Source organism: Halogeometricum sp. S1BR25-6 (genome assembly GCF_031624495.1).
GTDB lineage: Archaea > Halobacteriota > Halobacteria > Halobacteriales > Haloferacaceae > Halogeometricum > Halogeometricum salsisoli.
In genome coordinates this window covers 1,390,101-1,411,444 of record NZ_JAMQOP010000001.1, presented here as the reverse complement: position 1 = coordinate 1,411,444, position 21,344 = coordinate 1,390,101, and the positions used below count along the sequence as shown (strand labels likewise).

21 protein-coding genes are annotated in these 21,344 nt (G+C 67.6%); 9 read left to right on the top strand and 12 right to left on the bottom strand.

What is annotated here, in order from left to right; translation table 11 throughout:
* Positions 1-10 precede the first annotated feature (10 nt).
* The 3 genes from NDI76_RS07395 to NDI76_RS07385 form a co-directional block, all read right to left on the bottom strand.
* A complete protein-coding gene (locus NDI76_RS07395) occupies positions 11-1,066 on the bottom strand; it encodes a sensor histidine kinase (RefSeq protein ID WP_310923358.1) in 1,056 nt (351 codons plus the stop codon).
* Between the two features lie 228 nt (positions 1,067-1,294).
* Positions 1,295-1,489: a cold-shock protein gene (locus tag NDI76_RS07390; RefSeq protein ID WP_310923357.1), complete on the bottom strand. Its 195-nt coding sequence runs from the start codon at positions 1,487-1,489 to the stop codon at positions 1,295-1,297.
* A gap of 63 nt (positions 1,490-1,552) precedes the next feature.
* The gene (locus NDI76_RS07385) at positions 1,553-1,948 is read right to left on the bottom strand and encodes a CopG family ribbon-helix-helix protein (RefSeq protein WP_310923356.1); all 396 of its coding nucleotides are present in this window, start codon (positions 1,946-1,948) and stop codon (positions 1,553-1,555) included.
* A 118-nt stretch (positions 1,949-2,066) separates the two neighbouring features.
* Between NDI76_RS07385 and NDI76_RS07380 the strand changes: the two genes are divergently transcribed.
* Positions 2,067-2,990: a hypothetical protein gene (locus tag NDI76_RS07380; protein WP_310923355.1), complete on the top strand. Its 924-nt coding sequence runs from the start codon at positions 2,067-2,069 to the stop codon at positions 2,988-2,990.
* 23 nt (positions 2,991-3,013) lie between these two features.
* On the opposite strand, the gene NDI76_RS07375 is transcribed toward NDI76_RS07380, so the two are convergent.
* Together NDI76_RS07375 and NDI76_RS07370 are read right to left on the bottom strand one after the other, a co-directional pair.
* Positions 3,014-3,592, bottom strand: a complete 579-nt coding sequence (locus NDI76_RS07375) for a peroxidase-related enzyme (protein WP_310923885.1) — start codon at positions 3,590-3,592, stop codon at positions 3,014-3,016.
* Between the two features lie 67 nt (positions 3,593-3,659).
* A complete protein-coding gene (locus NDI76_RS07370) occupies positions 3,660-4,079 on the bottom strand; it encodes a DUF2267 domain-containing protein (RefSeq protein ID WP_310923354.1) in 420 nt (139 codons plus the stop codon).
* Between the two features lie 119 nt (positions 4,080-4,198).
* On the opposite strand from NDI76_RS07370, the gene NDI76_RS07365 reads away from it, so the two are divergent.
* Positions 4,199-5,068, top strand: coding sequence for a universal stress protein (locus NDI76_RS07365; RefSeq protein ID WP_310923353.1), 870 nt, complete (start codon positions 4,199-4,201; stop codon positions 5,066-5,068).
* A gap of 24 nt (positions 5,069-5,092) precedes the next feature.
* Here the strand turns inward: NDI76_RS07365 and NDI76_RS07360 are convergent, their stop codons facing one another.
* On the bottom strand, positions 5,093-5,605 hold the full coding sequence (locus NDI76_RS07360) for a metal-dependent hydrolase (protein ID WP_310923352.1): 513 nt from the start codon (positions 5,603-5,605) through the stop codon (positions 5,093-5,095).
* Positions 5,606-5,698: 93 nt separating this feature from the next.
* On the opposite strand from NDI76_RS07360, the gene NDI76_RS07355 reads away from it, so the two are divergent.
* Positions 5,699-6,883 (top strand): mechanosensitive ion channel family protein, encoded by a 1,185-nt coding sequence (locus tag NDI76_RS07355; RefSeq protein WP_310923351.1) that lies wholly within the window; start codon positions 5,699-5,701, stop codon positions 6,881-6,883.
* A 24-nt stretch (positions 6,884-6,907) separates the two neighbouring features.
* Complete coding sequence (locus tag NDI76_RS07350; protein ID WP_310923902.1) at positions 6,908-7,147, top strand: hypothetical protein; 240 nt, start codon at positions 6,908-6,910, stop codon at positions 7,145-7,147.
* 4 nt (positions 7,148-7,151) lie between these two features.
* On the opposite strand, the gene NDI76_RS07345 is transcribed toward NDI76_RS07350, so the two are convergent.
* The 3 genes from NDI76_RS07345 to NDI76_RS07335 all read right to left on the bottom strand — a co-directional run bounded on the left by NDI76_RS07345 (position 7,152) and on the right by NDI76_RS07335 (position 10,411).
* The gene (locus NDI76_RS07345) at positions 7,152-7,940 is read right to left on the bottom strand and encodes an aldo/keto reductase (RefSeq protein ID WP_310923349.1); all 789 of its coding nucleotides are present in this window, start codon (positions 7,938-7,940) and stop codon (positions 7,152-7,154) included.
* Between the two features lie 7 nt (positions 7,941-7,947).
* Positions 7,948-8,751: an aldo/keto reductase gene (locus NDI76_RS07340; RefSeq protein ID WP_310923348.1), complete on the bottom strand. Its 804-nt coding sequence runs from the start codon at positions 8,749-8,751 to the stop codon at positions 7,948-7,950.
* Positions 8,752-8,833: 82 nt separating this feature from the next.
* Positions 8,834-10,411, bottom strand: coding sequence for a uracil-xanthine permease family protein (locus NDI76_RS07335; protein ID WP_310923347.1), 1,578 nt, complete (start codon positions 10,409-10,411; stop codon positions 8,834-8,836).
* Positions 10,412-10,532: 121 nt separating this feature from the next.
* On the opposite strand from NDI76_RS07335, the gene NDI76_RS07330 reads away from it, so the two are divergent.
* Positions 10,533-11,876, top strand: coding sequence for an MFS transporter (locus tag NDI76_RS07330; RefSeq protein ID WP_310923346.1), 1,344 nt, complete (start codon positions 10,533-10,535; stop codon positions 11,874-11,876).
* 47 nt (positions 11,877-11,923) lie between these two features.
* On the opposite strand, the gene NDI76_RS07325 is transcribed toward NDI76_RS07330, so the two are convergent.
* Positions 11,924-12,400, bottom strand: a complete 477-nt coding sequence (locus NDI76_RS07325; RefSeq protein ID WP_310923345.1) for a chemotaxis protein CheW — start codon at positions 12,398-12,400, stop codon at positions 11,924-11,926.
* A 327-nt stretch (positions 12,401-12,727) separates the two neighbouring features.
* On the opposite strand from NDI76_RS07325, the gene cheB reads away from it, so the two are divergent.
* The 4 genes from cheB to NDI76_RS07305 are packed head-to-tail and all read left to right on the top strand — an operon-like array spanning position 12,728 to position 18,127.
* A complete protein-coding gene (gene cheB / locus NDI76_RS07320) occupies positions 12,728-13,852 on the top strand; it encodes a chemotaxis-specific protein-glutamate methyltransferase CheB (RefSeq protein WP_310923884.1) in 1,125 nt (374 codons plus the stop codon).
* A gap of 2 nt (positions 13,853-13,854) precedes the next feature.
* Positions 13,855-16,398 carry a chemotaxis protein CheA gene (locus NDI76_RS07315; RefSeq protein WP_310923344.1) on the top strand — a complete coding sequence of 848 codons (2,544 nt, stop codon included), beginning with the start codon at positions 13,855-13,857 and terminating at the stop codon, positions 16,396-16,398.
* A complete protein-coding gene (locus NDI76_RS07310) occupies positions 16,398-17,234 on the top strand; it encodes a CheR family methyltransferase (RefSeq protein WP_310923343.1) in 837 nt (278 codons plus the stop codon). Before NDI76_RS07315 ends, NDI76_RS07310 begins: the two co-directional genes overlap by 1 nt.
* An 8-nt stretch (positions 17,235-17,242) precedes the next feature.
* On the top strand, positions 17,243-18,127 hold the full coding sequence (locus NDI76_RS07305) for a CheF family chemotaxis protein (protein WP_310923342.1): 885 nt from the start codon (positions 17,243-17,245) through the stop codon (positions 18,125-18,127).
* 449 nt (positions 18,128-18,576) lie between these two features.
* Here NDI76_RS07305 and NDI76_RS07300 read toward each other — a convergent pair whose 3' ends face one another.
* Together NDI76_RS07300 and flaJ are read right to left on the bottom strand one after the other, a co-directional pair.
* Positions 18,577-19,680 (bottom strand): CheF family chemotaxis protein, encoded by a 1,104-nt coding sequence (locus NDI76_RS07300; RefSeq protein ID WP_310923341.1) that lies wholly within the window; start codon positions 19,678-19,680, stop codon positions 18,577-18,579.
* Positions 19,677-21,338, bottom strand: a complete 1,662-nt coding sequence (flaJ, locus tag NDI76_RS07295; RefSeq protein WP_310923883.1) for an archaellar assembly protein FlaJ — start codon at positions 21,336-21,338, stop codon at positions 19,677-19,679. The genes NDI76_RS07300 and flaJ overlap by 4 nt, the downstream gene beginning before the upstream one ends.
* Positions 21,339-21,344: the final 6 nt, after the last annotated feature.

Sequence of the window (21,344 nt, the reverse complement as noted above, 5' to 3'; positions counted from 1 at the left end):
TACGGTACGGCTACTCGGAGGCGCCGGCGGCGTCGGGCGCGGGGTCTCCGGGAGCGATGTCGAACCCCGTGACCTCGAATCGGGCGCCGCCGCCGCACGCGTCGGTGATCCGCAGCGTTCCGCCGTGTAGCCGGGCGACCGACTGAACGATGGCCAGCCCCAAGCCGCCGGCGCCCTGCGTGGAGAAGTCGGCTCGGCGCGCTTTCTCGCGGATCTCTCCCGGAAGTCCCGACCCGTCGTCCTCCACGTAGAATCCGTCGAGAAGCGGACCGACGGTCACCGCGCAGTCGGCGTCCCCGTGTTCGACGGCGTTCCGAAACAGGTTCTCGAACAGGTGCGACAGGAGTCGCCTGTCGCCGTGCACCCTCGGGAGGGGGCGAGCCTCCAGCGTCGCATCCCCGGTTGCGACGTTGTCCCACGCCTCGGCGGCCACCTCGCCGACGCTGAGCGGTTCTATCCGCGCCGTCGCACCCGTTCGCGCGAACTCCAGGGCCGTCTCGGTTATCTCGGTGATTCGGGCGGCCGCCCGTCGAATCGCGTCCAGTTCGGCGCTGTCGCCGTCGGACTCGGTAGCCAGGAGTTCGGCGTACCCCTCGATCACGTTCAGCGGGTTCCGCACGTCGTGAGTCAGGATGCCGAGAAGCGTCTCCAGTTGTTCGGACCGCGCCTCCGCCAGCGACTCGTTCCGCTTCTGCTCGGTGACGTCGAAGTGACAGAGGAGCAGGTAGTGGTCCGTTCCGTGACGGAACCGGACGGCGTCGAGCGCGGACCAGCGCTGTTCCGACGGGCCGTGGCACGGATACTCGAACCGGAACCGCTCCCGGGAGCCGTCCAGCACCGCCCGGAGTCCCGCCACGACGCCGTCGCAGACGGAGCCACCAGCTCGCTCGCAGACGTCGAAGTAGTTTTCGCCGACCCAGTAGTCGGGGCGTTCGCCGCGGTTCTCGTCCGCGAACCCCCGCCACGGCTCGTTCACCAGCAGTATCGTCCCCTCGGCGTCCACGATAGCCGCCTCCACGGGCAGGGCGTCGATGCCCGCTCGTCCGAGGTTATCTAGCTGGTCCACCGCCTGACCTTGGAAACGCGCGCGGATGTAGGTTCTCTCTGATTGACCGACATCTATCCCGGCCGTCGGCTTACCGGGGTGAGGGACGGTCGGCAGTCGTACCGTCGGGCGAACGGGAGCGTCCGCCGGCCCGGCGGAGCGCCGTCGCTCGGGGCGCGTTAAAATACCGAGAATCGTGATGAGAATCGACGTGACCGCCGACCGCAGTACCGCTACCGTGTTGCGTTCTTACAGGCGCTGAAGATTCGTCGCTCGGGGACCCTTGTCCGCCTGTTCGATGTCGAACTCGACTTCCTGGCCCTCTTCGAGGTCCGGGCCGCCGACGTCTTCCATATGGAAGAAGACGTCTTCGTCCGACTCTTCGCTTTCGATAAATCCGTAACCGCCGGTGTCGTTAAAGAACGCAACCGTACCTTTCGCCATTGCGAGTTGACAGTGGTCGACCGAGTTGATAAGGCTTCCGCCGTCGGTTCGCGCTCCTGAGTGTCAGGCCTCGGACATAGTCAACGAGAGGACGGACACGCGGCGGACGGCGTCGAAGTCGCGCAGGCGGTAGACGAGTCGCCGCACGCCCTCGGCCGGCCCGTCGCAGAACGCCACCTCGAAGCACCAGTGACCGTGGTGCGTGTGACTCGTCGCCTCGATGATGTCCTCGAACTCGTGCTGGACGGTGTGCAACTCGCGGATGACGGACTCGTGTTCGTAGTCGAAGGCGACGACGGCCGCGATGTCCCCTTCGGCCTCCTCCAGTCGCGTGTGCGACTCGACGTACTCCAGCATCGCCTCGCGTATCGCCCGCGAACGCGAGTCGAGGCCCTCGGCTTCCCACACCGCGTCGAACTCCGCGAGGACGTCGTCGGGGACGTTCAAACTCGTTCGCATGCGTCTCCCTCCGCGGAGGAGGCGTAAGAATCGTCGCATCCCGACCGGCGAACGATTATTACGAATCCACCGAACCGGTCTTAACAGCCGTTATACCCGCCAGAGACGGATTTGGGATATGGCGAGTGACCTAATCGGACTGTTCGGCGGCGCGGTCGCACTCGGTATCGTCCACGGCGTCGAACCGGGTCACGGCTGGCCTGTCGCCGCCTCCTACGCGATGGAGAAGCGGAACAAGTGGCTCTCCGGGGCGGCCGCCGGGACGATTCTCGGCGTCGGCCACCTCGTGAGCAGCATCGCCATGGTGCTCGTCTTCTTCGCGGCGAAATCCTACTTCGACCTGACGCAACTGCCGTGGATATCGCAGGTCGCCGGCGTTCTGTTGATACTGCTCGGTCTGAACGAACTCCGGGGCGGCGGACACGGCCACGGGCACGACCATGGGGGGCACGGAGACGGCGAGGACGACCACGGCCACGGCCACGGTCACGGCAGCCACGACCACGACGGCCACGACCACGACGCGGACGACGGACACGACCACCACGACCACGACGCGGACGACGGACACGACCACCACGACCACGACACGGACGACGGACACGACCACCACGACCACGACACGGACGACGGCCACGGCCGGGATTCGGAAGGCCTTCTCGCGCGTCTGCGGTCCGCGGTTCCGTTCGTCGGCGGTCGCTCGGACCCCCACGCACGTTCGCACTCGCACTCCCACGGGTTCGACGGCGACGCCTCGGGGACGACCCTGTGGAGTCTCGCGTGGTTCGCGTTCGTCCTCGGATTCGCCCACGAGGAGGAGTTCGAGATTCTGCTCCTGTGTACGGGGTCGAGCTACTGTCTGGAACTGATGAGCGCGTACGCGCTTGCCGTCCTCGCCGGTATCGTCTCGCTGACGCTGCTGCTCGTGGCGGGGTACTACCGCTACGAGGACCGCGTCGAATCGCTGGCACAGCACTTCCCGACGGTCTCGGCCGCGATTCTCATCCTGATGGGGCTCGGGTTCGTCTTCGGCCTGTTCTAGCGCTCTCGGGTGACCCGTCGACTCTACTCCCGCGTCTCGCGCCCCAGCGTGTGGAACTCCTCGTTCGGTCGCATGTCCGCGAACATCGCCATGCGGTTCGAGAGGTTGAACATCGCCGTCACGGAGGCGATGTCCCAGATAGCCTCCTCGGAGTAGCCCGCCTCGGCCAGTCGCTCGACGTCCGCCTCGGTCACCTCGCGCGGCGACTCGGTGAGTTTCACCGCGACGTCGAGCATCGCCATCCGCCGCTCGGAGATGTCGGCCTGCCGGTAGTTGGCGACGAGTTGGTCCGCGAGCGTCGGGTCCTTCGCGTAGATGCGGACGAGGGCGCCGTGGGCGACGTTGCAGTAGTAACAGTGGTTGACGCCCGAGACGGCGACGATTATCATCTCTATCTCCTCGCGGTCGAGCGCGGAGTCCTCAACGAGGGCGTCGTGGTAGGCGAAGAACGCGCGGAAGTGACTCGGTTTGTACGCGAACGCCGAGAAGACGTTCGGCGTGAACCCCGCGCGCTCGGTCTCCTCGTCGATTCGCTCTCTGAGGTCCTCGGGGAGGTCCTCGTAGTCGGGCACCGGGAATCGGGTCATCGCGTCGTCGGCCAGTTCCATACGGGGAACTATCCCGGTCGTCCCTTATACTCTCGCTCGGCCTCGGCGTCGGGACGCGGAACTACTCCGCGTCGGCCGCCTGCCCGCTTCGGTCGACCAGCGCGAACAGTTCGTCCCAGTCCTCCTCGGCGGGGAGTCGTTCGCGGACGGCCCCGACCGCTCCCTCGGTGGTCGCGTCGTCGACGACGCTCAGGACGACCCGCGCGTGGTAGGCGGCGGTGCCGCCCGCGCCCTCGTCGTAGTCGCCCGCTTCGACGAGTCGCCCGACGAACTCCCCCCACGCGAAGCGCTCGACGGCGTCCTCCTTCGTAAGGAATCGTTCGAGTTCGCCGGGGAGTTGCGCTCCGAGGCGTTCTGCGTCCTCCGCGTCGACGCGCCGGCCGAGCGCCTCGAACGTGATACGCGTCGCCCTGAGGGCATCCTCGGTCGACGCGAGCTGTCCGCGGCTCTCCACCTCGCCGAGGAAGGTGTCGAAGTCCATCCCGCTCGTCGTCCGACGGGAACGTCAATAGGTACTGTGCCCGCCGGGGTTACCCCCTCGAATCTCCGGTCGGACCGGGGAAAAGCGATTAACCTCCGTCGCACGCATGTGGAATCATCATGTACGAGCGCATACTCGTGCCGGTCGACGGCAGCGACGGCTCCGAGGAAGTCCTGTACCACGCGGGCGAGATGGCGCAGCGGACCGACGGCGAAGTCACGCTGCTGTTCGTCGCCGACACGAGCAGGGACAGCGTCACCGTCGTCGAGAACGACGTGGTCGACGCCCTCGAACAGGAGGGGACCGACATCGTCGACGACGCCGGCGGGGTGCTCGACTCGCTGGGCGTCGAGTACTCGACGGACGTGGTGCAGGGCGACGTGGTCCCCACCATCGTCGACTACGCCGAGGAGTACGACTACGACGCCGTCGTGATGCCCACGCAGGGACAGCAGGGGCTCTCGAAGCAGTTGCTGGGAAGCGTCACGGAGAAGGTCGTCCGCCTCTCCGAGCGCCCGGTCGTCACGGTCCGCACGGGAACCGAGCGGTCGCTGTCGTTCCCCTACGACCGAGTTCTCGTGGCGACGGACGGGAGTTCGACGGCGACGTACGCGGCCGAGCACGCCGTCGACCTGGCGGCGTCGCTCGGCGCGACGCTGCACGTGCTCAGCGTCGTCGACGACTCGCTGCTCGGACTCGACGTGCGCTCTGCGCTCTCCGGGGCCGAGGAGGAGGAGGCCGCAGAGGAGGCCGTCGAGAACGTCGTTCTCGCGGCCGAGTCCCGCGACGTCGACGTCGAGAGCCACGTCGAGCACGGGTCGCCGCACGAAGCCATCCTCGACGCTATCGAGTCGTACGACATCGACGCCGTCGTGATGGGGACGACGGGCAAGGGCGCCGTCGACCGCATCCTCCTCGGAAGCGTCGCCGAGAAGACGGTCCGCACGTCGCCGGTGCCGGTGGTCACCGTCCACGAGTCCTCGGAGTAACCGGACAGCGGGCGAGGCGCGCTTTCAGACCGCGACGGCCGCATAGAGTGCGCCCGCGGCGGCGAACACGCCCAGTCCGAACAGCGCGTAGTTGGCGAGCGTGTTGTCCGCGCGCCACGCCGAGACGGTGTCGCGGCGGCCGGAGAGCGGCCACAGGAAGTTCACGCCCATCGGCGTGAGCGCGTCGCCGAGCAGGTGCGCGAGGACGGTGAGAAAGCCGAGGCAGAACGCGAAGACGGTCAGGCTCCCGCCCGCGAGGACGGCGAGTCCGGCGTCGCCGAGGCCCGCGTCGACGGACGACAGCGCGCGGGCGACGCCGGCGAAGACGCCGCCGACGAGGGCGGCGAAGAAAAGCGAGTGGGTCGGCCCGCGGTGCGGCAGGCCCGGCACCTTGTGGTCCACGTCCGGCAGCATCGTCAGCCACAGCATCGTCGCGCCGGCGACGAACGCGAGGTCCGGGCGGCCGAGGCGGACGAGGGCGAACCCGGCGGGCGCGAAGACGAGCAGCGAGACGCCGCAGTGGCCCTTCCAGTACATACCTCCGCTCCCGCGGGAACCCGCAAAAGCTGATTGGTCGGCGCCGACGACCGTACGGGAAACCGTTATCTCCGGACGCGTCCTGTTTCGGGCATGCTCGGCCCATTCACGGACGCGTTCGCGGGGCTCTCCGCGGTGGAGGCGACGGCCGCGCTCCTCCTCGTTTCGGTCGCCGCCGCCCTCGCCTTGGAGTTCGTCGTCCTCCGGACGGCCCGCCGCTACGTCGTCCACACCGACAGCGCCTACGACGACATCGTCCTCTCGGAACTGCGGGCGCCGCTGGTCGTCACCGCGGCCCTGGCGGGCGTCCTCCTCCTCACGCAGGTGCCGTCCGTGCGGGCGTCGACGGTGTTCCCGCCGGCGACGCTCGACACCTTCTTCGGCAAACCCTCGGTGTCGGTCATCGTCCTCGTCTGGGCGTACGCGGCCAACCGCGCGGTGAACCGACTGGTCGAACGCGTGAACGAGGAGGGCGGTCGGTTCGACTTCGCGCCCGTCCTCTCGAACGTCTGGACGCTGGTGGTCCTCCTCGGCGGCGCGGCCACGCTACTGTACGTCTGGAACATCGAGATAACGCCGCTGCTCGGCGCGGCGGGCGTCGCCGGAATCGCGGTGGGCTTCGCCGCGAAGGACACCGTCGCCAACTTTTTCGGGGGAATCGCGCTGTACTTCGACGACACGTACAAACTCGGCGACTTCATCGTCCTCGACGACGGCACCTCGGGGTCCGTCGTGAAGGTGGGCATCCGCTCGACGACGCTTCTCACCCGCGACGAACTGATGGTGACGGTGCCGAACTCCGTGCTCAACGCGGCGAAGATAACGAACGAGTCCGCCCCGCAGCGACGCCGACGCATCCGCGTCCCCCTCTCCGTCGCTTACGGCACCGAGTTGGACGGCTTCGAGGCGCTGGCCGTCGACGTGGCCGAGGCCGAGTCGCTCGTCCTCGACTCGCCGAAACCCCGGATGCGCTTCCGCCGGTTCGGCGACTCCGCCTTGGAGTACGAACTGCTCTGCTGGGTGAGCGCGCCCACCCGCCGCCGCCGCGCCCAGCACGAACTGAACCGCGCGCTGTACGCGGCGCTGAACGACGCCGCGATAGAGATTCCCTTCCCGAAGCGCGACGTGACGCTGACGACGACCGCCGCCGCGGACGTGGAGTCGACCGGGAGGGTGTCGGACCCGAGCGGCACCGACCCCGAGGGGGACGGGCGCGTGGCGACGGACGGCGCGGGCGAGACGGGCGGAGCGGACGCCGACGTCAGCCCGAAACGGTAACTCCGCGGCGTTCGAAGCGTCGCCATGGCCGTGCTGCTCCAGACGGTGGTCGCTCGCTTCCTCGATTGGCTCGTCGGGTCGTACGGCCCGTTCGTCATCCCGGTGCTCCTGTTCACCGTCGGGGCCGTCGGCTACCTCGTCCTCGTCGCCGCCGGTCGCGCCGGCATCGCGGAGGAACTGGTCGAGACGGACGAAGACGAGATGGGATGGGGAGAATCGCCGCCCGACAGTCCGAACGACGGCGACGAGGAGTGGCAGCGGTGAGCGGCTACGCCCGGTTCCACGGCGCCGTCTCCGGGTCGACGACGCGCCGCCGCTCCTCGATTCCGTCTAGCTTCTCGAGGTCCGCTCGGTCCAGTCCCACCTCGGTCGCCGCGAGGTTGTCCGCGGCGTGGTCGCCCGACCCCTTCGGGATGGGGACGACCCCCTTCTCGACGGCCCACGCGAGACACACCTGCGCCGCGGACGCGCCGCGTCGCTCTGCCACCTCGGAGACGACGGGGTGGTCGAAAATCTCGCCACGCGCGAGGGGGACGTAGGCAACGAGGCGGTGGTCGTGCTCCTCCGCGTACGCGCGGAGTTCCTCCTGCGGGAAGAGCGGGTGACACTCCACTTGGTGGGCGGCGACGGGCGACTCCAGAACCTCGCGCGTCTCGTCCAACAGTGCGGGCGTGAAGTTGCTGAGACAGACGTGGTCGACGAGGCCCTCCTCGCGGAGTTCGTCGAGCGCCGGAAGCGTCTCCTCGGCGTCGTACGCCGCGGTCGGCCAGTGGACGTACAGCATCTCCACTTTCTCGACGCCGAGTCGGTCCAGACTCTCCTTGGCCGTCCGTTTCACGTCCTCCGGCGCGAGGTTCTCGGGACGAACCTTCGTCGCCAAGACGATATCGTCGCGGTCGACGTCGCTCTCCGCCACCGCCTCGCCGACGTCCGCCTCGTTCTCGTACATCTGCGCCGTGTCGAGGTGGCGGTAGCCGACGCGGAGCGCACGGACCACGTCCTCCTTCGTCGCGCCGCCGGTGCCGTACCCGACATCGGGGAGGTCGAGTGTCGTCATCGGTCCGTCACTCCCGGTTCCACGGCCCCATGTCGGGGTCGATGACGCGTCGGCGCTCCTCGATTGCGTCTATCTTTTCGAGGTCCGCCTCGTCCAGTTCCATCTCGGCGGCCGCGAGGTTGTCGGCGACGTGGTCGCCCGAGGACTTCGGGATGGGGACGATACCGTGTTCGACGGCCCACGCGATGCACACCTCGGCGGTCGAAACGTCGTGCTTCTCGGCCACTTCGGAGAGCACGGGGTGGTCGAGTATCTTCCCCCGACCGAGCGGCGAGTAGGCGATGAGGTGGTGGTCGTGTTCGTCGGCGTACGCGCGGAGTTCTTCTTGGGGAAGGAGCGGGTGGCACTCCACTTGGTGGGCCGCGACGGGGGCGTCCAGAATCTCGCGCGCCTCGTCGAGCAGGTCCGGCTCGAAGTTGCTGAGGCAGACGTGGTCTGTCAGGCCTTCTTCGCGGAGTTCGTCGAACGCCGGAAGCGTCTCCTCGGCGTCGTAGGCGTCGGCCGGCCAGTGAACGTACAGCATCTCCACCGTCTCGACGCCGAGGCGGTCGAGGCTCTCTCTCGCCGTCGACTTCACGTCCTCGGGCGCGAGGTGTCCGGGCTCTACCTTCGTCGCCAGCACGATATCCTCGCGGTCGACGTCGCTCTCGGCGACGCCCGCGCCGACCTCCGCCTCGTTGTCGTACATCTGCGCCGTGTCGACGAAGCGGTAGCCGGCGTCCAACGCCGCGGCGACGTTGTCGGTCCACTCGTCTCCTTCCTCGTCGCCGGAGGTGCCGTACCCTATCGCGGGGAGGTCGAGGTCTGTCACGTTCGATGAAAGGAACGGGTCGGTAAAAGGCGTGTGCGAGGCGGAAAACGGCGAGGACGACCGCGTCGTCGGCGACGAGAGCTCAGTCGCCCTTCGTCCCGCCGCGAACGAAGCGGTCGTAGGCGGAGGCGAACTCCTCGTCGGCCTCGGCGGACGCCTCCCACTCGTTCAGACCGCGTTCCTCGCGAGTCCCCTCGATGGTGTTGTCGAGGACGAACGCGAACAGGCCGCCGACGGCCATCCCCGTCGACCCGATGACGAAGACGGTATTCGAGACGACCTGCGCGCCGAGTATCGGTCCGAGGTAGGCGACGCCCCGCATCCCCTCCTGGAACGCCTGCGCGGACCCGACGTTCGCCATGTAGGTGGGAACGGCGAGGCCGACGAACAGCGAGACGCCGACGACGAAGATGTTGCGCGAGGAGTCGAGGTCGACGTACTTCAGGTTCGAGAGGCCGACGGCGATTATCTGCCCGAACATGGCGATGTAGAGACCGCCGACGACCGGGTCGGGGATGGTGGCGACGAGTTGTCCGAAGTAGCCGACGAAGCCGACGACCAGCATGACGGCGGCGCCGATCTGGACGACGTAGCGGGAGGCGACGCCGGTGAGGCCGATGGCGCCGATGTTCTCCGAGTAGGAGGTCGAACCGGACCCGCCCATGAGCGCCGAGAAGACGTTCATGAGGCCCTCCATGCCGATGCCGTGGTTGATGCGCTTCTCGGAGGGGGCGCCGACGCCGGAGAGGCGCGCGACGGCGTGGTAATCGCCGAGGCTCTCTATCATCGACGCACCGACGCCGGCGAGCATCCCGACGACGAACGCCGAGGTGACCTGCGGAATTCCGAACGCCACCTCGCCGAGGAGGGGGACGGCGACGGTCGCGGCGTTCGGTCCGCCCGCGAAGCCCCACTGGAGGGGGTAGATGGGGACGAACGCGGGCGCCGAGAGCACCGCTCCGAAGTCGACGTAGCCGGAGGTACCGGGCGCGTAGACGCCGGCGGCCGAGAGCACCGCCGCGATGCCGTAGGCGACGACGATGCCGAGGAGGACGGGGAACAGGCCGAACACGCGGTGGGCGGTGTCGATATACTGCGAGAAGAGGACGATGAGAAGCAGCGTCAGGGCGAGGAGGGGAACGTTCGTGGCCGCCGCGGTGACCTGCGGGGTGTTGAACAGCGAGAGGCCGATGAGGGCGATGGTAGGCGCGATGACGACCGGCGAGAGAAAGGAGCGGAGTTTCCCGAGGAGGCCGAGATAGCCGACGACGATTTCGACGAGGGCGGCGACGAGTATCGCCCCTTGCAACTGGAGGAGGGCGGCCTGCCACGCCGGTCCCGTCGGGTTGCTCGCCGTCACGACGCCGACGACGGCCAGCGCGGGCGCCAGCATCGAGAACGGCGCGCCCTGCACGATGGGGTAGCGGTTGCCGAACGTCGTCTGCGCCAGCGTGGCGACGCCGGAGATGACGAAGAAGGTCCCCACGAAGCGCGGGATAATCTCGGCGGGCATTCCGAGGGCGCCCGCGAGGATGAGCGGAACGGCGATGTTCGCCCCGACCATCGTCAGATAGTGTTGGACGCCGAGGAGGAGAGAAGTGCCGAGCGGTGGTCTGTCTTCGATGCCGTAAGCCACGAAGGAGTCGTCGTCCCGACTCACGCGGAATCGCCGTCCATGTTCGTCGTTCTGTCCCCCGTGGACGCACAAATATCCGCCGTTCTGCACTGGCCGACGTTTCGATTCGGTAACCTCTTTGGCCCCCGATTCCGTCCGGTGTTCCGTGAGTGAGACGCGCCGACCGAGTGACGCGTGGTTGTACGGATGGGGGATGGGGTACGCCTCGGTCGGCGCGGCGTCGGTGTTGGTTCCGCTATACGCCATCGACCTCGGGGCGGGAGCGTTGCTCGTCAGTCTCATCGCCGCCACCGCGGCGTTCGCGGGCGTCCCCGGCGCGATTCTCTGGGGCTGGGCGGTCTCGCGGACCCACCGACGGCGACCGTTCATCCTCGTCGCCCTCGGCCTGACCGGGGCCGTCCTCCTCGTGACGCCGGTGCTCTCCTCGCCGTGGACGGTGCTCGTCGCCAACGCCGTCCTCTGGTTCGTCGTCGCTGCCGCCGCGCCGGTGTTGAATCTCGTCGTCGTCGACGGCTACCAACCGCACGAGTGGTCGGTTCGGTTCGGGAAGTTGAACCAGTACCAGGGGTACGGCTGGCTGGCGGGCCTCGTCGCCGGCGCGCTGTGGTCCGCGCTCGCGGGGTCGGCGTTCGGAATCGCCCCCCTCGCGGCCAAACGCCTGTTCTTCCTCGCCGCGGGCGTCGTCGCCCTGTTCGGATTCGCCGCGGTGTACATCCGCTACCCCGAGCGACCGCGGCTGACGGAGCGCCGGTACGTCCGATTGCTCCGCCGCGTCCGACACGACGGCCTCGGCGGCAGTCGGTCCACGCGGGCCGTCCCGTTCGGCCCCGGCCGGGTGTACTGGGCGCTCCGCTCGCTCCGGCGGACGCGGCGAAGACCCGAACCCCTGACCGAGCGGTTCTCGGGGGAACTGATGCGCTATCTCGCGGCGGCGACGCTGTTCTTCGGGGGATTCGCCGTCTTCTTCGCGCCGCTGCCGGCGTTCCTGACGGACGTCGGCTACACCACCGACCACGTGTTCGCGCTGAACGTCGTGTCCGCGGCCGCCTCGGCCGCCGCGTACGCGCCCGTCGGGTCGCTCGCGGCCCGGTTCGACCGCTTCCGACTCCAGACCGGTGCGCTGCTCTCGCGGGTCGTCGTCTTCCCCCTCGTCGCCCTCGTCGGGGGCGCCCTCGCACCGCCGGGCGGACTGCTCGCCGTCGGCGTCCTGTTCGCCGTCATCGGACTCGCGTGGGCGTTCATCGCCGTGACGGCGACCGACATCGTCGCCGACCTCGCGCCGGAACCGGTTCGGAGCGAAGCGCTGGGTGCGTACACGGCGCTCGGGAGCCTCGGCGGCGGCATCGGAAGCGCGCTCGGCGGCGCCGTCGCCGGCGGCTTCGGCTACGGGGTCGCGTTCGTGTTCGCGGCCTGCTGCATCCTCGCGGCCGCGGGCGCCGTCGTCCGCGGTCGTCGGTCCGGGGGCGGGACGAGACGCGGCGGACTCTGAGGTGCGGCCGCTCGGCGCGCAGATGAAAACGGAGGGTCGTCGCGCGCTCAGTGCGCCGCGACGGCGTCGACCGGTGAAATCCAGATGACGAGTTCGCCGTCGCGCTTGATGACGCCCTCGATGGAGTCGTCTTTCTCCAAGGGGGGTTCCTCTATATCGTCCATCGCGACGCGGACGACCTGGTACACCTCGTCGACCAACCACCCGACTGCGGCGTCGTCCTCGAACTTGCTCGAGTCGAAGATGACGATTCGTTTGGACTCTCCTTCGCTCGTATCGAGGTTCAGGAGGGCCTTCGGGTTGACGATGGACGTGGTGCGACCGCGGAGGTCCATCACGCCGTCGACGTAGGCGGGTGCGTTCGGGACGGCGGTCAGAGAGCCTCTATCGACGATTTCGGAGACGTACTCGATGTCGACGCAGTAGGTCTCTCCGCCGAGTTTGAACTCGAGCACCTGTATCTCTCGAACGTCTTCGGCCTCGTCAGCGTCGGGCACGGCAGCGGTCTGTGGTTCCTGCGACATGGTGTAGTTCCCCGTGACGCGCGAGCGTCACCGGCTTACCAGAATCTCGCGCCAAATCGGGCATAAAGCTACGTACCCGATTATCAGACGTGAGTATCGTCGGGGAGCGTTTAAGACCCCTACTCCGGAAGAACGGGTAGAGATGAGCGGTCAGAAAAACGGAACGTCACCGACCGGTCGCGCGCCGCCCGCCGAGTCGCGGTGTCGTTCCCCGCGCGCCGAACGCGCGCGCAGAGAACAGGGGTGCGGGTCGCGGTGAGCGCCGCATCTGAGTCGAACGCAGGGGGGAACGCGACGCGCGCCGTCGTCGTCGACGACTCGCGGTTCATGCGGACGCTCATCCGCACGCTCCTCGAAGACGGGGGGATCGACGTCGTCGCCGAGGCGGAGAACGGGGCCGCAGCGGTCGACGTCGTCGCCGAACACCGCCCCGACGTGGTAACGATGGACATCGAGATGCCCGAGATGAACGGCATCGAGGCCGTCGAGGCCATCATGGCGTCGTGCCCGACGCCGGTGTTGATGCTCTCGGCGCACGCCGAGGACGACGCCGACGTGACGTTCGAGGCCCTCGACGTGGGCGCCGTCGACTTCGTGACGAAACCCGGCGGCGAGGTCACCTCCTCGATGCCGCGCGTGAAGCGCGAACTCGTCGAGAAGGTCCGTTCGGCGGCGGCGGTGGATCTCTCGGCGACGCGGCGGACGGAGGCGCTCGGTCGACGGAAGGCGCCCTCGCGGGACGGCGCGCGGGCCGGTCGGCGGAGTCGAAATCGAAATCGAAATCGAAGTCGGAGTCAGAGCGAGAGCGCCGACCGGGCGGAGCGCGCGCCGTCGTCGCGCCGACCGGCGGCATCGGACTCGCCGTACCCCGAGGTGTCGACGCTGATACTCGGCGCCTCGACCGGCGGGCCGAACGTGGTCGAACGGGTCCTCGCGGACCTGCCGACGACCGCGAACCTGAGAATCGTGGTCGTCCAGCACATGCCCGCGGGGTTCACGAGGCGCTTCGCGGACCGACTCGACGCGCGGTCGGCGTACCGCGTCGCCGAGGCGACGGACGGCGAGCGAATCGGCGTCGGCGAGGCGCGCGTCGCCCCCGGCGGGTCGCACCTCGTGGTCGACCGCGACCGCGCGGGGCGACTCTCGCTGACACTCACGGACACGAAACCGGTCCACGGCGTCAAGCCCGCCATCGACCTGACGATGGCCTCGGCCGTCGAAGCGGTCGAGGGGCCCCTCGTGGGGACGCTTCTCACCGGGATGGGACGCGACGGGGTCGACGGTATGGGTCGCATCCACGCCGCGGGCGGGCACACGGTCGCACAGGACGAAGGAACGTCGGCTATCTTCGGCATGCCGAAGCGGGCAATCGAAACGGGGTGCGTCGACGCCGTCGCCCCCGCCGACGACATCGCCTCGCACATTCTGGCGGGACTGGCGGAGGAGAAGTGACGATGGACGACGAACTGTATCAAGCATTCATCACGGAGTCCGAGGAGAGCATCACGCAACTGAACAACTCGCTCCTGGAGTTGGAGTCGAACCCCGAGGCCACCGAGGCCATCGACGACATCTTCCGGCAGGCGCACACGCTGAAGGGGAACTTCGGCGCGATGGGCTTCGACAACGCCGCCACGGTGGCGCACGCCGTCGAGGACCTCTTGGACGAGATACGGCACGGCCGACTCGACGTGACGCCGGACCGCATGGACCTCGTCTTCGACGGGATGGACGAGATTCTGGAGATACTCCGCGACATCGAGGCGAACGGCGAGTCGCAGAGCGACCCGACGGCCCTCGTCGAGGAGATTCGCGCCGCCGCGCGGGCGGAGGACGCCCCGGTCGAGGAGTCGGCGGCGGCCGACGACGCCGAACCCGAAGACGACGCGTTCGCCCTCGCGGCCGAGACGCTCGACTTCGAGAGCGAAGCGTTGGCGGACGCCGAACTGCTGTATCACGCCGCCATCGAACTGAACGCCGGGGAGATGAAGGGCGTCGACGCCGGTCTGTTCCTCGGCGGCGTGCCCGACGGCGTCGACGTCGTCGGGTCGGTCCCCGACATCGACAGCATCGAGGACGGCGAGTTCGACGACGGCTTCGCGCTGTTCGTCGCGAACGTTCCCGAGGCGGAACTCGGCCCGACGCTCGCCGGTCTCTGGAAGGTCGAACGCGTCGAACTGACCGACGTCTCGGCCGTTCTCGCGGACGACGACCCGGAGCCGGTCCCCGCGAACGCGAACGCAGGTGCGGACACGGCCGTCGACGCGGAACCGGCCGCGGAATCGGAAGCCGCGGTCGACGTCGAACCCGAGGCCGTCGCGCCCGCGGAGACGTCCGAACCGGACGCCGAATCGAGCATCGAAACGGACGGCGCCGAGGGCGACGTCCCGACCGCGGCGGACGTCGACCCCGCCGAGGCGGCGGAGGCCGTCGCGGCCGTCGAGGCCGCCTACTCCGGCGCCGGGTCCGAAACCGAGGCCGAATCGCTCGACGGCGGGGACGACGACGACCACGTCGGCGAGTCGAACGTCGAACTCCAGTCCGTGGGCACCGAACCGTCCGGCGACGCGGCGCCGGACGGCGCCTCGTCGGATTCCGACACCGTCGAGAGCGGTGCAGACGAGGGTGCCAAGAGCGCCGACCCGTCGGCCGACGACGGCGCGGACGACGGTCCGAAGACGGAACGCGAGCAGAGCCGGGAGAAACGGCAGAAGCGGGAGAGCGGACAGTCCATCTCCGCGGTCAAGTCCGTCCGCGTCGACGTCGACCAACTCGACGAACTGCACGAACTGGTCGAGCAACTGGTCACCAGCCGCATCAAACTCCGGCAGGCGATGGAGGGCGAGGCAGACCTGACGAGCGGCCTCGACACGCTCGACGAGTTGGACAAGATATCCACGAACCTCCAGAACACGGTGATGGACATGCGGCTCATCCCGCTGAAGAAGGTGTTCGACAAGTTCCCGCGCTTGGTTCGCGACCTGGCGCGCGACCAGGACAAGCGCGTCCGGTTCGCCGTCGAGGGCGAGGACATCGAACTCGACCGAACCATCCTCGACGAGATTTCCGACCCGCTGATGCACGTCCTGCGAAACGCCGTGGACCACGGCATCGAACTGCCGGACGAGCGCGAGGCGAACGGCAAGCCGCGCACCGGGACGGTCGAACTCAGCGCGCACCGCGAGCACGACACGGTCGTCATCACCGCCTCCGACGACGGGAGCGGCATCGACGCCGACGCCGTGCGCGAGAAGGCCGTCTCGAACGGTCTCGCCACCCGCGAGGAACTGAACGCGATGCCCGACGAGGAGGTGTACGATTACGTCTTCCACCCCGGTTTCTCGACGAACGAGGAGATTACCGACGTCAGCGGCCGCGGCGTCGGCATGGACGTGGTGAAGACCACCGTGGAGGCGCTCGACGGCTCCGCGAACGTCACCAGCACGCCCGGCGAGGGGTCGACGTTCACCATCCGCCTGCCCGTCTCCGTCGCCATCATCAAGGTGCTGTTCGTCCGCGTCGGCGACCGCGAGTTCGGCGTCCCCATCAAGTACATCGACGAGATTTCGCGGCGACAGCGGGTCCAGACGGTCAACGGCGCGGAGGTCGTCGTCCACGAGGAGTCGCTGTTCCCGCTCATCCGTCTGCGCGACGCCCTCGACATCGACATCGAGGAGGGTGACGGCGGGATGATCGTCCGCATCCGTCCGTCGGATAGACAGGTGGCGCTGCACTGCGACCACGTCACCCGACAGGAGGAGGTCGTCGTCACGCCGCTTCAGGGGCCGCTCGGCGGCACGCAGGGGCTCTCCGGGACGGCCGTCATCGGCGACGGGAACGTCATCCCCATCCTCGACGTGAGCACGCTCGAACTGCCGGCCGGCGGACGGGAGGCGCTGCGCGAGTGGACGCCGCCGTCGGGCGGCGGAGGCGAGGAGTCCGCCGACGCGGACCCGGACGCCGACGGTCCCGCCGAAGTCGAGGAGGCGGCCGACTGATGTCGCGCACGGAAGTCTCCGACGACGGGTTCCGACGGCTGCTCGGCCACATTGAGGAGTCGCTGTCGTTCGCGACGAGTTCGTACAACGACGCCTACCTCGACCGGCGAATCTCCGCGCGGATGCGACGCCGCGGCGTCGACGGGTACGACGCCTACCGCTCGCTGCTGGTGGACGACTCCGAGGAGCAGCGGGCGCTGTTGAACTCGCTGAGCGTCAACGTCACCAGCTTCTTCCGGAACCCGGAGGTGTGGGAGGCGCTCCGCGAGGTGCTCGCGGAACTCGCCGGCAATGGGAGCGGGCGGGTCCGCGTCTGGAGTGCGGCCTGCTCGGACGGTCGCGAGGCGTACTCGCTTTCGATGCTGGCGCACGACGACGACCGAATCGACCCGAACCGCGTGTCGATACTCGGCACCGACATCAAACCCGAGATACTCGACGCCGCGCGGGCGGGCGAGTACCACGCCTCCGAGACGAACGACGTCGCGGCGCAACTGGAACCGCTCTCCGGAAACGACCGCTACGTCGAACGCGACGGCGACGTCTACCGCGTGAGCGAGGACGTGAAGTCCATCGTCTCGTTCAGGCGACACGACCTCGTACAGGAGCGGCCGCCGGACACGTTCGACCTCGTGGTGTGCCGGAACCTGTTCATCTACATCAACAGCGAGGCGAAACAGGCGATATTCGACACGCTCGGGTCGGCGCTCAGCCCGGACGGCTATCTCACCATCGGGATGACCGAGACAGTGCCGCCGTCGTGCCGCGACTGGTTCGAGCCCGTAGAAAAGCGACTCCGAATCTACCGGAACGCGACGGGGTCCCCGACTCCGTGAGATAACAGATGAAGCCTGGCGAGACGAAAGTCGCGGACACGAACGGCCGGTTCCTGCAGGTGCGGCGCGGCGGACGGAGTCTCAACGACGCCAACTGGACCAACGGACGCATCCTGCTCTCGAATCAGCGGCTCATCCTCGCGGGCACCGCCGGGAAGCGGACGTTCGCGCTTTCCTCCATCGAACAGATCGGCGGCCGGTTCGACGTGAACCAGCGCATCGCCACCGTCTCGAACTACCTCGCACTCCAGTACAACGACGGCGAGGACGTGGTGCTCGTCGCCCCCACGGACTTCGACGAGTTCGAACTGGAACTGTACGGGACGCTGTTGAACGCGACGAAGTTCCTCGTCCGCCATCCGGCCGTCGAGGGCGGCGTCGTGCAGAACACCGAGTGGGTCGGCGCGCGACTGAAAGTCGAGGAGGCGGGAGTCAGCATCGCCACCGTGGAGGGGTCGTTCGTCCACGTCAGACTTGACGACATCGGCGACATCGAGATGGGCCGGCGGACGGTCCGCGAGGAGACCCGCGAGGTCATCGAAGTCGAACACTCCTACGACGACGGGACGAGCGTGCAGACGTACGTCTCGGGGCCGGAGCGACCGGTGACCATCCTGAAGTCGCTGCTCCGCATCGGAGAGGAGCAATCGGAGACGGCGCTGGAACTCTCCAAGCAGGACAAGCAGGTGCTGATGGCGCTGTACTCCGGCGTTTCCCCGTTCGACATCCCGGCGTTCCTCGGCATCGACGTCGACGACGTTGAGGAACTGTTCACGCGCCTCATCGACCACAACGTCCTCGACGAGGTACGGGTCCGCCACGAGGTGGAGTTGAACGCGCGCGGACGCTCCATCGCCGCGGACGCCATCGACGACCAAGCCGCGAACATGTGAACGTGCAGGCGCGGGCGGCGGTGCGAGACCGATTTTTCGATGCTCCGAGCGCCGCTCTACGACGAGAGTGACATCGACTCCTCTGGAACGTGCTACCGAATACCGGGCGAATCGAGAGTGTACGCGGGTGCTCAGTTATTAGCATTCATAGAGTGGCACAACTGCCGTGGAACGACCGTACGTCTACGACGGCGCCCTCGCGGTAACGGACTTTCCATCGGGTTCCCGGCGATACGCTCGCTCGCTGCCGGAGACCACAGCGTTCCGGTGCTGCTCGTAGCGGTCGGCGGGGGATTGTGCTCTTCACGTTAGTCGGTGCCGCCTGTCTGAGTCTCCTCGGAACGTTTCTTTCTGCGCTGTCTAGCGCGTGAACGGTGTGCACTGGGGGGACGGCGGGATTCGACCCACCAGAACGAGCCACGACGAACCGCGAGTCGCTCAGAGCGCGCTCAGACGTTGACGCCCTCTATCTCCTCGTTGACCACCAACCGGCCCTGCGGCGTCAGTTCGCACGGCAGTTCCACGTCGGTGACGAGGTTGTCGTCGAACAGTTCGCCGAGATGGTGTTCGAGTTCCGCCGCCTCAAGTTCCAAGAGCGACGCGAGGTCCACGTCGGACCCGGTAGAGTACAGGCCGACGAGCACTTCGAGCGTCTCCTCTTCGAGTTCCACGTCGCGAACGTCGCTTTTGATCCAGTGGTAGATGAGTCGGAGGTAGCGCCCGAGGATGTTCATCTTCCGGCGCGACCCCATCGATATCTCGGAGGTGACGGTCTGGCTGTTCTCGAAGTGCTGCACCGAGAGCACGAGTCGCTTCTCGTCGTCCACCGTCCGCTCGATGACCTCGAAGAAGATGACCGAGGCGAGGTCGATTTCGAACGGGTCGTCGCCCTCGCTGAACACGTCGTTGCCGGGGAACACCACCGACTCGTAGTCGAGGTGGAGTCCGGTCTTGCGCTTCGGCGTGTCCATCACGCGGCCGCCCACCTTCGCGGGGTGTTTCACGAGCGTCGTCGACCCGTTCAGCGTTGCGCGGAACAGCAGGAGGGAGAACTTCTCGATGGTCTCGCGGTCGCCGCCGATGACCGTCGTCCGCCGGCGGTTGCCGACGATGTAGCCGACCATGACGGTGTAGTCGAAGAACTCCTCGACCTCCGGCGGCACCTGCCCGACCGCGATGTCGAAGATGGCGGTGATGGGGACGACCGTCTTCGACCGCGAGGTGGCGAGGATGAGTCGGCGCTCGCTCATCAGGACGCGCCCCTTCACCGGTTCGAAGGTGGCGTCGCCGCCGGCGACGAAGTTCGCGACGAAGTCGACGACGATGGACTCGCCGTTCTTCGAGCGGCGGAGTTCCCTCCGCTTCCGCGTCTCCGCCGTCTCTCCGTCCTCTGCGGGTTCTTCTTTCCGCTGACGGTAGGCTTCGAGCAGGTCGTCGTTGCCGGGGGAGGCCGTCCCCCCGTCGGTCCGGAGTTCGCGCTTGCGGGGGTCACGACCGCGGCCCGGCGGTTCGAGCGTCGATGCGTCAGTCTGTGCGTGGGGTTCGTCGGTCATACGCTTATCAGTGCTCCCGCGAGCGAGGAGGTCATCACGGCGCTCGCACAGCCGATCCACACGAGCACCACGAAGTGGAGGTAGGCGTTCGCCTTGTGCCCACCGTCGACCATCCGGATCATCAACGACGACAGCAGCGCGTTGAACAGGATGATGAGCGCCAGCAGGAACTCGATGAACGGGATGTCGTACACCCCGGCGTAGATGAGTTGCCCGAACTCCAGTTGGTCGAGGTTCATCTGCGTCGAGAAGGAGGCGAGGATCTCGACGACTTCCAAGCCGATGAAGAACGCGAACGACGCGGAGGCGGTGATGCCGTAGAGAACGCCGATGAGCGTGACCGTGGCCTGTTCGCGCTGGCGACGGAGTTTGATGATCTCGTTCATGTTCCGTGAGATGAGTTCGCCGAGTTGTTTCGGTCGCCCGCCCATCTGCCGGCCGATGTTGTACATCTCGCTGAACTTCTGGATGAGGTAGGAACTGGACTCGGCGGTGAAGTAGAACCACGACCGGGTCGGGCCGATGCGCATGTTGAGCCGGACGTACAGCCGGTCTATCTCCCGCGAGAGGACGCCGAAATCCTTCGTGCGGAGCGTCTTCAGCACGGCCGTCGTCGTGCTCTGCTTCGCGCTCTCGGAGGCGCCCAGCGCGCGGATGAACCCGGGGTACTCCTCGTCGCGCTCTTTGATTCGGTTCTCGTGTCGGCGGGCGATGATGCCCGGGATGGCGAGGGGGGTCAGCGGCGCGGCGATGAGCAGGGGGACGGGCGTGTCCAGCATGACACCGTGTACCGTCCGACCGAGGGAGCCGACGCCGACCGTCCCGAGGGCGAGGACGCAGACGAGGACGAACGACAGGGCGACGGCGCCGTACAGCGCGATGTCTATCTGCCGGTCGGCTTTCGTCCGGTACTCGCCCTGGACGTACCACAGGGGGTCGTGCGGCGACATCGTCTTGATGACGTAGTAGAAGCCGAGTTGGACGAAGACGAACAGGACGATGACGGCGCCGATGGTCATCGTCGCGTCCGTCCCCGTCAGGATGGGGAGGACGATAGCGTTGATGACGGCGAACGTCATCGACAGAATCATCGAGAGGTAGAGGTCCTTCATCACTTCGAGGTTGCCTAAGGCGCTCTCGTAGACGGTGATGTACTTCTGGACCATCGCGTTCTGCTCGCCGAGCAGGAAGTCGTCGATATCTTGGCCCGCGCTGAGCGAGTACGCCAATCTGTCGAGAAAGTCGGCGAGCGGTTTCGACGGTACCTGCCGGGCGCGGCGTTCGCAGGCGTCGTCGAGCGACTGGTTCCACGTGTCGACGAGTTGGGTGATGCGGCGCATCTCGATGGCGAGTTCGCCGTACTCCTCTTCTCTCCCCAACTGGCGGAACACCGAGACGCGGTCGATGTTCGTCGTCGAGAGCACGGTCATGTGCGTGATGAGCAGGTGCAGTTGGTTCTCCAGACCGCGGCGCTGCTCCTCGACGAGCAGTCGGGGGTACAACACCGCGCCGGCGACGATGAGCACGCCGAGGAGGAAGATGGGAATGCGGACGAGCACCGGAAATGGAAGCGCGACGGCGCCGGCGAGGCTGACCAAAAAAAAGACGCCCGCGGGTGCGAGCACCGTCAGCGCGTACCGTCGAATCGGCATCGGCATCCGTTC

Coding starts and splice junctions, on each gene's coding strand:
- NDI76_RS07390 (WP_310923357.1), bottom strand. CDS start 1,489: ATGGCGAAAGGTACGGTTGCGTTCTTTAACGACACCGGCGGTTACGGA.
- NDI76_RS07385 (WP_310923356.1), bottom strand. CDS start 1,948: ATGCGAACGAGTTTGAACGTCCCCGACGACGTCCTCGCGGAGTTCGAC.
- NDI76_RS07380 (WP_310923355.1), top strand. CDS start 2,067: ATGGCGAGTGACCTAATCGGACTGTTCGGCGGCGCGGTCGCACTCGGT.
- NDI76_RS07370 (WP_310923354.1), bottom strand. CDS start 4,079: ATGGACTTCGACACCTTCCTCGGCGAGGTGGAGAGCCGCGGACAGCTC.
- NDI76_RS07365 (WP_310923353.1), top strand. CDS start 4,199: ATGTACGAGCGCATACTCGTGCCGGTCGACGGCAGCGACGGCTCCGAG.
- NDI76_RS07360 (WP_310923352.1), bottom strand. CDS start 5,605: ATGTACTGGAAGGGCCACTGCGGCGTCTCGCTGCTCGTCTTCGCGCCC.
- NDI76_RS07355 (WP_310923351.1), top strand. CDS start 5,699: ATGCTCGGCCCATTCACGGACGCGTTCGCGGGGCTCTCCGCGGTGGAG.
- NDI76_RS07350 (WP_310923902.1), top strand. CDS start 6,908: ATGGCCGTGCTGCTCCAGACGGTGGTCGCTCGCTTCCTCGATTGGCTC.
- NDI76_RS07345 (WP_310923349.1), bottom strand. CDS start 7,940: ATGACGACACTCGACCTCCCCGATGTCGGGTACGGCACCGGCGGCGCG.
- NDI76_RS07325 (WP_310923345.1), bottom strand. CDS start 12,400: ATGTCGCAGGAACCACAGACCGCTGCCGTGCCCGACGCTGACGAGGCC.
- cheB (WP_310923884.1), top strand. CDS start 12,728: ATGCGGACGCTCATCCGCACGCTCCTCGAAGACGGGGGGATCGACGTC.
- NDI76_RS07315 (WP_310923344.1), top strand. CDS start 13,855: ATGGACGACGAACTGTATCAAGCATTCATCACGGAGTCCGAGGAGAGC.
- NDI76_RS07310 (WP_310923343.1), top strand. CDS start 16,398: ATGTCGCGCACGGAAGTCTCCGACGACGGGTTCCGACGGCTGCTCGGC.
- NDI76_RS07305 (WP_310923342.1), top strand. CDS start 17,243: ATGAAGCCTGGCGAGACGAAAGTCGCGGACACGAACGGCCGGTTCCTG.
- NDI76_RS07300 (WP_310923341.1), bottom strand. CDS start 19,680: ATGACCGACGAACCCCACGCACAGACTGACGCATCGACGCTCGAACCG.
- flaJ (WP_310923883.1), bottom strand. CDS start 21,338: ATGCCGATGCCGATTCGACGGTACGCGCTGACGGTGCTCGCACCCGCG.